The sequence below is a fragment of the Mesorhizobium loti genome, assembly GCA_014189435.1.
Lineage (GTDB): Bacteria > Pseudomonadota > Alphaproteobacteria > Rhizobiales > Rhizobiaceae > Mesorhizobium > Mesorhizobium loti_G.
In genome coordinates this window covers 5,642,885-5,656,399 of sequence record CP050293.1, presented here as the reverse complement: position 1 = coordinate 5,656,399, position 13,515 = coordinate 5,642,885, and the positions used below count along the sequence as shown (strand labels likewise).

8 protein-coding genes and 1 pseudogene are annotated in these 13,515 nt (G+C 63.5%); 3 read left to right on the top strand and 6 right to left on the bottom strand.

The annotated features are described in order from the left end of the window. Positions 1–4: 4 nt before the first annotated feature. On the top strand, positions 5–1,402 hold the full coding sequence (locus HB777_26985) for an NAD(P)(+) transhydrogenase (Re/Si-specific) subunit beta (GenBank protein QND67210.1): 1,398 nt from the start codon (positions 5–7) through the stop codon (positions 1,400–1,402). A gap of 143 nt (positions 1,403–1,545) precedes the next feature. Next, complete coding sequence (locus HB777_26980; GenBank protein ID QND67209.1) at positions 1,546–3,018, top strand: hypothetical protein; 1,473 nt, start codon at positions 1,546–1,548, stop codon at positions 3,016–3,018. Between the two features lie 103 nt (positions 3,019–3,121). On the opposite strand, the gene HB777_26975 is transcribed toward HB777_26980, so the two are convergent. From HB777_26975 to HB777_26960, 4 genes and pseudogenes are all read right to left on the bottom strand, one after another. Then, positions 3,122–4,039, bottom strand: coding sequence for a hypothetical protein (locus tag HB777_26975; GenBank protein QND67208.1), 918 nt, complete (start codon positions 4,037–4,039; stop codon positions 3,122–3,124). Positions 4,040–4,275: 236 nt separating this feature from the next. Further along, positions 4,276–6,747: a DNA topoisomerase (ATP-hydrolyzing) subunit B gene (gene gyrB, locus HB777_26970; GenBank protein QND67207.1), complete on the bottom strand. Its 2,472-nt coding sequence runs from the start codon at positions 6,745–6,747 to the stop codon at positions 4,276–4,278. A 145-nt stretch (positions 6,748–6,892) separates the two neighbouring features. After that, positions 6,893–9,471 (bottom strand): annotated as a pseudogene (locus tag HB777_26965) (peptidase C14). 142 nt (positions 9,472–9,613) lie between these two features. Then, the gene (locus tag HB777_26960; protein QND67206.1) at positions 9,614–10,183 is read right to left on the bottom strand and encodes an NAD(P)H-dependent oxidoreductase; all 570 of its coding nucleotides are present in this window, start codon (positions 10,181–10,183) and stop codon (positions 9,614–9,616) included. 193 nt (positions 10,184–10,376) lie between these two features. On the opposite strand from HB777_26960, the gene HB777_26955 reads away from it, so the two are divergent. Further along, positions 10,377–11,744 (top strand): cytochrome P450, encoded by a 1,368-nt coding sequence (locus HB777_26955; GenBank protein QND67205.1) that lies wholly within the window; start codon positions 10,377–10,379, stop codon positions 11,742–11,744. A 29-nt stretch (positions 11,745–11,773) separates the two neighbouring features. Here the strand turns inward: HB777_26955 and HB777_26950 are convergent, their stop codons facing one another. Both HB777_26950 and HB777_26945 read right to left on the bottom strand, forming a co-directional pair. Continuing rightward, positions 11,774–12,751: a complex I NDUFA9 subunit family protein gene (locus tag HB777_26950; GenBank protein ID QND67204.1), complete on the bottom strand. Its 978-nt coding sequence runs from the start codon at positions 12,749–12,751 to the stop codon at positions 11,774–11,776. A gap of 186 nt (positions 12,752–12,937) precedes the next feature. Then, a complete protein-coding gene (locus tag HB777_26945; GenBank protein ID QND67203.1) occupies positions 12,938–13,390 on the bottom strand; it encodes a DoxX family protein in 453 nt (150 codons plus the stop codon). Positions 13,391–13,515: the final 125 nt, after the last annotated feature.

Here is a 13,515-nt window from a genome sequence, read left to right as displayed (position 1 = left end):
CGCCATGAACGCCAACTTCGCGTCCTTCCTCTATCTGGTCTCCGGCGTCCTGTTCATCATGGCGTTGCGCGGCCTGTCGCATCCGACCACCAGCCGCCAGGGCAATCTCTACGGCATGATAGGCATGGGCATCGCCATCGCCACCACACTGGCGCTGGCGACCCCGTCCGCCGGCCGCTTCGGCCTGATCGTGCTTGGCCTTGCCATTGGCGGCGGCGTCGGCGCCGTCACCGCGCGCCGCATCGCCATGACCTCTATGCCGCAACTGGTCGCTGCCTTCCACAGCCTCGTCGGCCTCGCCGCCGTCATGGTGGCTGCCGCGGCCATCTATGCCCCGGAAAGCTTCGGCATCGGCACGGATGGCGACATCCATGCCCAGGCCCTGATCGAGATGAGCCTTGGCGTCGCCATCGGCGCCATCACCTTCACCGGCTCGGTCATCGCCTTCCTCAAGCTCGACGGCCGCATGTCCGGCAAGCCGATCATGATCGGCGGCCGTCACTTCATCAACGCAGCGCTTGCCATCGCGCTCGTCGTCCTGATCGTTCTGCTGGTGACCACCGAGGCCAAGCTGGTGTTCTGGCTGATCGTCGCCGCCTCGCTGGTGCTCGGCATACTGCTGATCATCCCGATCGGCGGCGCCGATATGCCGGTCGTCGTCTCGATGCTGAATTCCTACTCGGGTTGGGCGGCGGCCGCACTCGGCTTCACGCTCGGCAATCTGGCGCTGATCATCACCGGCGCGCTGGTCGGCTCGTCCGGCGCGATCCTGTCCTACATCATGTGCAAGGGCATGAACCGGAGCTTCATCTCGGTCATCCTCGGCGGCTTCGGCGGCGAGACGGCGGTAGCGGCCGACGACGGCATCGAGCGCACGGTCAAGCAGGGCTCGGCCGACGACGCCGCCTATCTGATGATGAACGCGCAGAAAGTCATCATCGTGCCGGGCTACGGCATGGCGGTTGCCCAGGCTCAGCATGCGCTGCGCGAAATGGCCGACAAGCTCAAAGCCAACGGCGTCGACGTCAAATACGCCATTCACCCGGTGGCCGGCCGCATGCCCGGCCACATGAACGTGCTGCTCGCCGAAGCCAACGTGCCTTACGACGAAGTGTTCGAACTCGAGGACATCAACTCCGAATTCGCGCAGGCCGACGTTGCCTATGTCATCGGCGCCAACGATGTCACCAACCCGTCCGCGCGCGACGACAAATCGTCGCCGATCTACGGCATGCCGATCCTCGACGTCGACAAGGCCCGCACCTGCCTGTTCGTCAAGCGCTCGCTCGGTTCCGGCTATGCCGGCATCGACAACACGCTGTTCTACAAGGACGGCACCATGATGCTGCTCGGCGACGCCAAGAAGATGACCGAGGAAATCGTCAAGGCCATGGATCACTGATCGGCGATCAGCACTGAGACAAGAAACGCCCGGCTTCGCGCCGGGCTTTTTCTTGGCTGGGCTTTCTTGGCTTGACGGGGGTTTCAGCGCTACGATGACGGCTTCCCGTCTCGCCGGCGGGATTGTCGTCAACGGAGGCGCTGGTGCTCGATCCCGTCGCATCGCCGGTCACCGGAAAGGCACCGCACAAGCTGAGCCAGGCGGTGGTGATCGTGCATGGCATGGGCGAACAGCGGCCGATGGATACGCTGCGCGGTTTTGTCCAGGCCGTCTGGAGCCATGATCCCAGCCGCGCGCCGTTTTATGCTCATGTCGCCGATCCGGCCGACCCCACCGGCGCGAAGATCAACCAGAGCTGGATCACACCCGACAGCCGGACAAATTCATACGAACTTCGGCGCATCACCACGCCTTACGATGTCGATGACCGCCGCACCGATTTCTACGAGCTCTACTGGGCCGACATCACACAGGGCACGACGCGGGGGCGGCTTGCCGCCTGGGTGACAAATCTGCTGTGGCGCAAGCCCGCCGACATTCCGCACGACGCCCGCAAGCTCTATCTCGTCACTCTTCTGGCCGTCATCGTCGTCCTGGGCGCGATGATCGCGCTCGCGACCTCGGTTTGGCAGCACTATATCTCCTGGGCCGCCGCTCTGTTCGTCACCATCCTGGCCTCGTTCATCATCTGGGCGGTGGACCGGTTTGGCCTTCCCTATTTCGGCGATGTCGCCGCCTATGTGCGCGCCGAAGCGGCGACGGTCGAGAAGCGCGCACTGATCCGTGAGCGCGGCCTGAAGCTGCTGAAGCGTCTGATGATGGACGATGGCTACGACCGGATCGTGCTGGTCTCGCACAGCCTTGGGTCGATGATCGCCTATGACCTTTTGCAGATCTTGTGGGCCGATTTCAGGCCTCGAAAACTGGAGGCCATCCGCGACAAGGCGAAACTGAAGGCGATTCACGCCATCGACAAGGCGACGCTTGTTGCCGACGGTTCGGCTTGGCCCGGCAGCCTGGACGATCTCGCCGGCTTCCGGCGCGATCAGTGGGAGCTCTACCGGCAACTGCGCACTGGCGATGCCGACCATCGGCCCTGGAAGATCAGCGATTTCGTCACCCTTGGCAGCCCTCTGACCCACAGCGAATTCCTGGTGACGTACAATCTCGCCGAATTCAGGCGCGGCATCGCCGAGCGGCTGTTCTCGGCGTGCCCGCCGATTGCCGAAGGGGCAGCGGCTGGTGGCACCGTGCTCTATCAGGAAGGCCGCAACCGTTCGGGCAAGCCGCAGCGCGCCGTGCATCATGGCGCGGTGTTTGCGGCGACGCGCTGGACCAACATCTTCGACCGCGGCAATGGCTGGCTGACGGGCGATCCGATCTCCGGGCCGATGGCGGAAAATTTCGGTCCGGGTGTGGAGAATATCCAGGTCGAGCTGCACAGCTCACTTGGTCGCGTCTTCACCCACACCCTGTACTGGTCGCTGGCGGCGACCGGTGTCGAGGTCGCCGCCGGCGCTCGCTCGCATCTTGCCGTGCTGCGTGACGCTGTCGACCTCGGCCGCAAGCTGGAGCCGAGCCAAGCGGAAGCGCCGGCTATGACTTCCGAAAAATGAGAACGGCGAACGGGATCGAGACTCCACGCGCCGCCTGGCAATTTAAACAAAAATCCACCCCGGGGTTTTGGCCCGGAGTGGATCGATCTGCCTCAGGTCCAGATCAGCGGCTGGTCAGGAACACCGCTTCTTCGTCGTCGCGCTGCCTGCCGCCGAGAGCGGCTGCCGCACTGGCGATGAAGGCGCCGATCACCAGCGACAAGGCACCGAGCAAGGCAAAAGTCGCGCTGCCCTTCCTGGCGGTGTCGGCGGCCTGTTGTGCCTTGACCTTGGCGTCCTGGACCTTGGCGATTAGGGCATCGACACGTGCCCTGGCGTCGGCCTCGGAGAGGCCGGTGCGGGCGGCGACCAGTTGCGACAGATAGGTCCTGTCGTCGGCCGAGATTTCGCCTGCCACGGCACTTGCGACCAGGATACGCGAGGCCTGCCCGATCGCGGCCGCATCGCCGTCTGGACTGACCGCCGTGAGCTTGCTCGAATCAGCCGGACGAAACAGCGAATCCACCAAGTAGGACGTCGCATTGTCAGCAGCAGCGCCACCAGCATTGTCGGATGCACCGGCCGACGCACCCATGGCGGCGCCCGACGCCACGGTCGAGACTGCCTGCACGCCTGAACCCACCGCAGCGGAAAGCGCCGAGCCCAGGACACCGACGACGAGCAAGGTGGCCAGCGCCCAAGCCAAAAAGCCGTGGGCAGTGTCACGGAAATAGATCTCGTCGGTGTGGATGCCGACCCATTTCGTGCGCAGGCGTCCGGCAAGGTAGCCTCCGACACCGGAGGACAGCCATTGCACGACGACCAGCCAGATCGCGGTGGAGACCGCGAAGGTCGTGACCGACGCGCCGGAGCCAGACCAGGGTGACACCATGCTCAGCCCAAGGCCTGAACCAAGCAGCATGAGGATGAAGGTCAACGTCGAGGCCGCGAAGGCGCCGGCGATGATCGGTCCCCAGCTGACGGCCGTGGCGGATGATTCTGTTGAAGTGGAAACGTCGACAGCCGATAGGGTGGACTGCATGAATTCCCCCTATCGTACGAAAAGCATGATCAGAATGATGATCGGAATCGGAATACCGAGCAACCAGAGCAAAATTCCGCGTCCCATGAAGGCCTCCTGTGAGAAATTGTGATCGATGTTGTCACAATGTCCCGAGGGGACTTCCGTTCCGGCGGGTTATAAAATGATTTTGTTTACCACGGGTGGAACAATTGGCGCGCCGCGGCGCGCCAACGTCAGAGAATAGAATATCGAGATCAGATATCCAGATTGGCGACCGACAGCGCGTTGTCCTGGATGAACTCACGCCTGGGTTCGACCTCGTCGCCCATCAACCGCGAGAACAGACTATCCGCATCCGTCGCGTCGTTGACCTTGACCTGCAGCAGCGAGCGCACGTTCGGATCGAGCGTGGTTTCCCAAAGCTGTTCGGCGTTCATCTCGCCGAGACCCTTGTAGCGCTGCATGGTCAGGCCCTTGCGCCCGGTCGCGAAGACCGCGTTGAGCAGCGCCATCGGCCCCGAGATGGTCTCCGAGACATCCTTGCGGCGCAGCACCGGTGGTTCGCCATAGACTTCCGTAAGGCGCGGCGCATAGCGGTCGAGCTGACGTGCATCGGCCGAATTGATCAGCCCCAGATCGAGATGCGCGTATTCCTTGACGCTGCGCACCGTGCGCTCGAACACATAACCGCCAATGCCCTCGTTCGAGGTCGACATGCGACCGGTCCAGCCGCGTTCGGTGTCCTCGGCGATGATGTCGAGACGCTTGGCGATGCGCTCGGCCATGGCGTTGGCCTGGGCGAGATCGGTAAAGACGTCCGGGTTGAGGCCGCCGGCAATCGCCGCCTGCTCGACCACGCCCCTGTTGTAGCGCGTATGCAGGCCGTTGATCAGCTGGCGCACGGCCAGCGCGTCATCGATGGCGCCGCGCAGATCCTGTCCGATGCGAACCTCGCCCGAGCCGAGTGTAAGCGATGCTTCCTCCAGACCCGAGCCGATCAGGAATTCCTCGAAGGCGCTCTCGTCCTTGATGTATTGCGAGCTCTTGCCACGCGTCACTTTGTAGAGCGGCGGCTGGGCGATGTAGAGATGGCCGCGCTCGATCAGCTCCGGCATCTGCCGGAAGAAGAAGGTGAGCAGCAAGGTTCTGATATGGGCGCCGTCGACGTCGGCGTCGGTCATCAGGATGATCTTGTGGTAGCGCAACTTGTCGGCGTTGAACTCGTCCTTGCCGATCGAGGTGCCGAGCGCGGTGATCAGCGTGCCGATCATCTCGGAGCCGAGCATACGGTCGAAACGGGCCCGCTCGACATTGAGGATCTTGCCGCGCAGCGGAAGGATGGCCTGGTTCTGGCGCGAACGGCCGCCCTTGGCCGAGCCGCCGGCGGAGTCACCCTCGACGATGAAGATCTCGGATTTCGCCGGGTCGCGTTCCTGGCAGTCGGCCAGCTTGCCGGGCAGCGAGGTGATGCCGAGTGAACTCTTGCGGGTGATGTCGCGGGCCTTGCGCGCCGCCTCGCGCGCCGCGGCGGCCTGGATCACCTTGTCGATCACCACCTTGCCTTCGGCCGGATGTTCCTCGAGCCAGGTGCCGAGAGCCTCGTTGACCAGTCCTTCAACCACGGGGCGGACTTCGGACGAGACCAGCTTGTCCTTGGTCTGCGAGGAGAATTTCGGGTCGGGAACCTTGACCGACAGCACCGCCGTCAGGCCCTCGCGGCAATCGTCGCCGATCAGCCCCACCTTTTCCCTCTTGGTCAGCCCCGAGGATTCGCCATAGCCGGTGATCTGGCGTGTCAGCGCGCCGCGGAAACCGGCCAGATGGGTGCCGCCGTCGCGCTGCGGGATGTTGTTGGTGAAGGCCAGCACGTTCTCGTGGTAGCTGTCGTTCCACCACATCGCCACTTCGACGGTGATGCCGTCGCGCTCGGCCTTGATGGCGATCGGCTTGTCGATCAGCGGCTTCTTCACCCGGTCGAGATATTTGACGAACTCTTCCAGCCCGCCATCATAGTGCAGTTCATGGCGCACGACGTCGGCATGGCGGGCATCGGTCAAAATGATGCGCACGCCGGAATTCAGGAAGGCGAGCTCGCGCAGCCGGTGCTCCAGCGTGCCGAAATCGAACTCGACCATGGTGAAGGTCTCGGACGACGGGAAGAAGGTGATCTCGCTGCCGCTGCGCCCTTCATAGGTGCCGGGCTGCTTGTCCTGCTCATAGCTGCCGGTGGCCTTCAGCGGCGCGTCGGCATTGCCATGCGTGAAGCTCATCTCGAAGATCTGGCCATTGCGGCGAATCCTGAGCTTCAGCCAGGCCGAAAGCGCATTGACCACCGAGACGCCGACGCCATGCAGGCCGCCCGAGACCTTGTAGGAGTTCTGGTCGAACTTGCCGCCGGCATGCAGCTGCGTCATGATCACTTCGGCCGCCGAAATGCCTTCGCCGGTGTGGATATCGGTCGGAATGCCGCGGCCATTGTCGATCACGGTGACCGAACCGTCGGGGTTGAGCGTCACGGTGACGAGGTCGGCGTGGCCCGCCAGCGCCTCGTCGATCGCGTTGTCGACCACCTCATAGACCATGTGATGCAGGCCCGAACCGTCGTCGGTATCGCCGATATACATTCCGGGGCGTTTGCGGACAGCATCCAACCCCTTCAAAACCTTGATGGAATCAGCGCCGTATTCGGCTTCAGCGCCGTTGTTGTTGTCGATCTGATCGCTCATGAAAACCTGTTGTCTGGGTGCCGTTTGCACGGCTCGAAAAATCGGCCCCGAATCGCGCCTCTGATATGCGCTAGATATAGGCGCAAAAGGCGGTTTTTCCAAGGTTTGCGGGCATTTCCGGGTCGAATACCGAGCCGGCAGCCGGCTATTTTTTTCGGGCGCCGAATTTGGCGAGAAGACCGCGCAAATATTTGACGGTGGATTTGTCCCTGGGCGCCAGCCGGCCCGTGCGGTCGAGCTCCAGCGTCAGGTTGAGCGCCTTGGTCAGCACCGCCTTGGGATCCTTCGCCACATAGGCATAGTTGATGTAGGCTTGCACCAGATCAAATTGCCAGATCGCATTGTCCGGATCGGACTGGGCCAGCCGCTGGCGGATACCGAGGCTGGCTTCGAAGGCTTTCCTGGAGCCCTCGAAGTGGCGCTGCTTGGTCTCCAGCATGCCGATTTCCGAGAGCGTGATCGACAGGTCGCGTTGCCAGTCGGAATTGGCTGGGTCGAGCTTGGCCAGGCGGTCGGCAATGGCAAAACTGTCCTGATAGTTTTGCAGCGCGCCGCCGACATCGCCCTGGACGTCAAGCACACCGGCGACCTTCTCCAGACAGACCGACAGGTCCCGCTGCCAGTTTGTGTTGCCAGGATCGGTGGCGGCCAGTTCGCGCGCTATATCAAGCGCTTGCTGATAGGAAGCCAGTGCTGGCGACCAGCTCTTCTGGTCGCTCAGCGCATTGCCGGCCTTGGCGTAGCTGATCGACAGGTCGCGCTTCAAATCGGTATCGTTGGGGTCGCGGCGCACCAGCTCTTCGGCGATCGCCTGGCTCTGGTTGTAGGCCACGAGTGCACCGGCGGGGTCGCCGCGCTCGCGCAGCACGTCACCGATCTTTTCATGGCTGACGGAGACGGCGCGCTGGCGCTCAGGGTCATCGGGTTTGTTCTCGGCCAGTGCCAGCCGAATTCTCAGGCTCTCTTCAAAGGCCGTCTGGGCGCTGTCCAACTGGCCGGCGGTACGGGCAAGGTCGCCGATTTCATCATAGGTGATGGTCAGATCGCGCATCAAATAGGCGCGGTCCGGCTCCGCATCGGCCAATTGCCGCTTGATCGACAGGCTTTGCTGATAGGCCTGGGCCGCCGCGCCAACATCGCCTTGCGTCGCCAGCACGTTGCCGATCTTGTCATTGGCCATGGCCAGATCGCCAAGCCAGCCTTTCTCGTCCGGCAGGCTTGCGATCAGGCCCTGCAGCATGTCCCTCGCGGCCTCGTAGTTTTCCAGGGCGGTTGGCAGGTCGCCTTGTACCATCTTGATGTTGGCGAGCTTGATATGGCTGATGGCGAGATCGCGCTTGACGCTTGGATCGGTTTCCTGACGCGACCGCTGCTCGAGGTTGGCCAACAATGCGCTAAAGGCGCGGCCGGCCGCCTCGACATTGCCGACCGTCGTATAGAGGATACCGAGTTCCTCCAGCGTGCGGCTCTGGCGGTCGGCCTGTTCCAGGCTGAGCGAGGTTTGCCCGGCCTCGCCATACAGCGACAGCACGGTTTCATAGCCCTTGATGGCCGCCGCATAGTTGAGGTCCGCGCGTGCCGCGCCCGCCGACAGGAACAGTGTTGCGGCTTGCGACAGCGTGCGGTCGACGAAATTCACCTTCAGCGCCTTGCGCGACACTTCGTCGATATCGGCCGCTTCCGCCAGCTTTGCCTGTGCCGCGTCGAAGGCGCCCAGGGCCAGTTGCTCCTCGGCCTGCCGGCGCAGTTCCGCCACACGCGGATCGTCGGCGGCCAGCGTCTTCATCTCGCCGCGCACCTTGACGAAGGCGTCCGCCGCCTCGCGTAGGCTGGCGTCCAGGCTCTCGGCGGAAAGGTGCTTGGTGTCGAGACCGATCAGCGCGCCATAAAGCGGCGCCAGCGGCATATCGGCGTCACTGGCGATCTGCTCGACCTGGCCGCGCATTTCGGGCGTCACATCGGCCATGGCGAGCAACAGGCGCTCGCGCTCGGGCAAATCCTGCCTGGCTTTCGCGGCAAAAAGAGCTGCGGCAGGCCGCTCTCGACGTAAGGCAGTTGCTTGCCGCGCGACAGGTCGTAGACCTCCTGCTGCACCAGCGTCAGCACCGATCGGATCTCGAGCCCGTCGGTGCCGAGATATTTGGTCAGCGCCGTCGTGAATGGCGAGTTCTGGCCGGCTCCGTCGGCGGCCGTCTCACCCGGTGCGGCGGAAAAGGCAAACAGGATGTTTTCCGCGCGGCCAGTCCGGCCGAGACCCGGCTTCACCTTGTCGGCGACATCCTTGGCCAGCGACGTCGCGCCGCGCCCTTCACCGCTGCTTCCCGAGAAGGGATCGCTGCGGCAGGCATCGAGCATGATCAAGCCGACCTTGGCGGTGGCCGCCACGGTGTCGCGCACCTCCTCCAACGGCAGGCTGGTCTTCTCCAGGGCATCGAGCGAGGAGGCGTCGGCGTCGACCGGCAGCAGCCGGTTGTTGCCCGAGATTTCCACGCCATGGCCGGAGAAATAGACCAGCGCCACATCGGCGCCTTTGGCATCGTCGCGAAAATCGTCGAGCGCGCGGCGCATGCGCCGCAGGTCGCGATTGGTTTCGAGAACGACCTCGAAGCCGAGCTTCTTCAGCACCGCTTCCATCGCCTCGCCGTCATGAACCGGGTTGGCAAGCGGCCGGATCAGGCGGTAGTCGTCGGCGGCGATGACCAAGGCTACGCGCCGCTCAGCCATCGCCGTGGCGGCGGTCATGAGCGTCAGCAGCAAGGCAAAAAGCAAACGCAAGTCGAACCGCCCCCCGGCTTGTTCATTTGCGCGAACATTCCACCTCTTTATGGCATGAGCAAGCCGGGCTTTTGGTGGAAGACCAGCGCTTTCAGGCAGCCCGCATCGGCTTCAAGGCCTCGCTCCAGCGCGACAGCTCGTCGAGCATGGTTTTGGCTCCGCCCTGCACCTGTTCGCTGGCGTTGAAAGCCCCGTTCTCGTCGAGCAGTTTCTGATACATCGGCAGGGCGACGCCTTCCGAGATCGGCATGACACCCACCGAGGTCAGCAGCGGCTTCAGCGCCTGCGCCGCACGCAGGCCGCCGGAGACGCCGCCATAGCTGAAAATGGCGGCAGCTTTGTACTTCCACTCGCGCGAGAGATAGTCGATCGCGTTGACGATCGCCGGCGCCACGAAATAATTGTATTCCGGCGCCACGAAGACGAAGGCATCGGCGGCGTCGATCGCCTTGGACCAGGCCTTGGTATGGTCGTTCTGGTAGTTGCCAAGCCGTGGATGGTGCGGTTCGTCCAGCACCGGAAGCTTGAACGTATCGATGTCGGTCAGCACCGGCTCGAACTTTCCGTGCTCGCGCGCGAACCTCTCCAGCCACTCGGCAAAAACCGGTCCGGTGCGGCCAGGCCGCGTGCTGCCGATGATGATGTTCAACTGGTGCTTCAAGATGGGCTCCTGCGGTGGCGGTATCTATTGGTGACTGCCACCTAAGCCATGCCGCTCGGGGCAACAAGAAGGCACTTCGCGGTAACCGGTCACATTCCGGAGAGCAGGGGGCCGGAGAGCAGGGGTCTTGCCGTTCGGTCACATGGACGCCTGCTTTGCGGCCCACTACATTGGGTCATCAGCGGAGCACAGCATGGACATCCAGCCCGCCCCATTCGTCCCCCCGGCGCCGAAGCCGCGCACGACGCCGCCCTCGACGCTGGAGATGATCCGCATCGTCTACCGCAATCCGCTCGAACTGTGGGGTGAGCACACCTACAACGAGCCCTGGATTTCGGCGAATGGCGTTGGCGGACATCTGATCGTCGCCAACGATCCAGGCCTTATCCGCCACGTGCTGGTCGACAACGCCAGGAACTACAAGATGGCGACGGTGCGTCAGAAGATCCTGCGCCCGATCCTTCGCGACGGCCTGCTGACCGCCGAGGGCGAAGTCTGGAAGCGGTCGCGCAAGGCGATGGCGCCGGTGTTCACGCCGCGCCACATTTTCGGCTTCGCCCAGCCGATGCTCAGGCGCACGCAGGACTTCGTCACCCGCTACGAAGACGGCGGCACGTCTGACATCGCCCATGACATGACGCTGCTCACCTATGACATCCTGGCCGAGACGCTGTTTTCCGGCGAGATCGCTGGCGAGCCCGGCAGTTTCGCCAATGAGATCGACCGCCTGTTCGAGACCATGGGCCGCGTCGACCCGCTCGATTTGTTGCGCGCGCCCGACTGGCTGCCGCGTCTCACCCGCATCCGCGGTCGCAAGACCATGGCCTATTTCCGCAAGATCGTCACCGATACGGTCAAGATGCGCGAAGAGAAATTCAAGCGCGACCCCGATGGGGTGCCGCAGGATTTCCTGACGCTGCTGCTCAAGGCCGAGGGGCCGGAGGGACTGACGCGAGCCGAGGTCGAGGACAACATCATCACCTTCATCGGCGCCGGCCATGAGACGACCGCGCGTGCGCTCGGCTGGACGCTCTATTGCCTCGCGGAATCACCGTGGGAGCGCAACCGGGTCGAACAGGAGATCGACCGGGTGCTCGCACGCGAGCCCGATCCGACGAAATGGCTCGATGCCATGCCGTTCACGCGCGCGGCTTTCGACGAAGCGCTCCGGCTCTATCCGCCGGCGCCGTCGATCAACCGCGAGCCGATCGAGCCGGAAATGTGGAAGGATCTTTATATCCCCAAGCACGCCGCGGTGCTGGTGATGCCATGGGTCGTGCATCGCCACAGGAAGCTGTGGGACCGGCCGAACGCCTTCCTGCCGGAGCGCTTCCACCCGGGAAATCGCGAAAAGATCGACCGCTTCCAGTATCTGCCGTTTGGCGCCGGTCCGCGCGTCTGCATCGGCGCCAGCTTCGCCATGCAGGAGGCGATCATCGCGCTGGCGATCATGCTGTCGCGCTTCCGCTTCGACACCACCGCCGAAACCAAACCCTGGCCGGTGCAGAAACTGACGACACAGCCGCAAGGTGGTCTACCGATGCGGGTCACGCCGAGATAGGCGTGACACCTTCAGGCAGCTGCGCTGAATTAAGCTGCCGGCTTGCGCTGCTGGAACTGCCCGGCGGCGCGGTAGCGCCAGAGGTAGCTGGGCAGGATCGTCGCGATCGATTGCGGCTGGATGCCGAGCCCGGCGAGTGTCCGGTTGGCCTTGGCGGCCGCGTCCGAGACGATGTTGTGCTCGCGCAACTGCATCACCTGGTCCTTGGTCAGCAGCGGATTGGGCAGGAGGCCGAGGATCGAGGCCTGGATGTTGGCCACCCACCACGGCACCGGCACCAGCAGGCGCTTGCGCTCGATCACCGCGAGCAATTCTTCCATGCATTCCTTGAAAGTGAGCACCCTCGGCCCGCCGAGCTCATAAATCTGGCCGCCATCGACCTTGCCGTCGACGGAGCGCGCCACCGCTTCGGCGACGTCGCCGACATAGACCGGCTGGAACTTGGTCTGGCCGCCACCGATCAGCGGCAGCACCGGCGAATACCGCGCCATGTTGGCGAAGCGGTTGAAGAATTCGTCCTCTGGCCCAAAGTTGACCGACGGGCGAAAGATGACCGCGTCCTTGATCGTCTCCATGACGGCCTTTTCGCCAAGCGCCTTGGTGCGCGCGTAGTCCGATTCGGAGTTCGCATCCGCGCCTAGCGCCGAGACATGGGTGAGGCCGGCGCCGACGGCGCGCGCGGCTTCGGCCACCGCGCGGGCGCCGAATTCGTGCACGGCAGAGAATTTCTGCCGGCCGCTCTCATGCAGGATGGCGACCAGATTGACGACATGGTCGGCACCCTGAACGGCGCGGTCGACCGACCAGCGCATGCGCACATTGGCCTGCACCGGCTGGATCTGGCCCACATTGCCAAGCGGCTGCAGATGGCCGGCGAGATCGGGCCGCCGGCAGGCGACGCGGATGCGATAGCCGCGCTTGGCCAGCGCGCGCACCACATGGCGGCCGACAAAGCCTGATCCGCCAAAGACGACGACGAGCTTTGGGGTCTGCAGGATTTCGGTCATGGCTGGCTCCGGCGCTCGCAAGCTTGGCTGAAGCCGTTTCATAATCCGTTTCGCGCCAAAGGCAAAGGGCGACGCGTCGTCGCTGCCGCCCTTGTTTTCAGAGCAATCCCAGGAAAAGTGTGAAGCGGTTTTCCCGGGAAAAGCGCATAGCGCTTTCCCTTGGGGATTGCGTCTAAACAAGCCTTGTCAGAACGCCTTGCCAACACGGGCGTCGACCGAATGTCGGTTGCCGCCGCGGATGACGAAGAAGAGCAGGATTGCCGCCCACAGCAGCGACTTTTCCGCGCCCGAAAAGCCCTGGCCCATGGTGACCCAGTGGAACCAGACCGTGACCAGCAGCACGAACAGGCCGGCGAAGGCGGCCGGTCGTGTCAAAAGCCCGATGGCGATGAAAATGCCGCCGAAGAATTCGGTGCAGGCCAGGAGCAACGACCACAAGGCGCCCGGATAGAAGCCGAGGCCCTCGACCATCTCGGCGGCGCCGAAAGGATTGGTGATCTTCTGCGAACCATGAATGGTGAGAAACGCACCGGCGACGACGCGAAGAGCGGTTTCCGCACCCTCGTGCAAGGCTGCGTAAAGCCTGCCAAAGGCTGGAATGATGAGGCTGTTGCGGGGATTGTCCGTGCTTGCCGACATTATGGCTCCTCTGTTTGCTCAATCAGCGCAAACGGCCGGTCAGGTCGGGCGAAGTCAAATAAACAAAAGTTGACCAAAATGCGAATGTTTATCCTTGCAGCGACGAAACGCAGAAAACCCCGCCG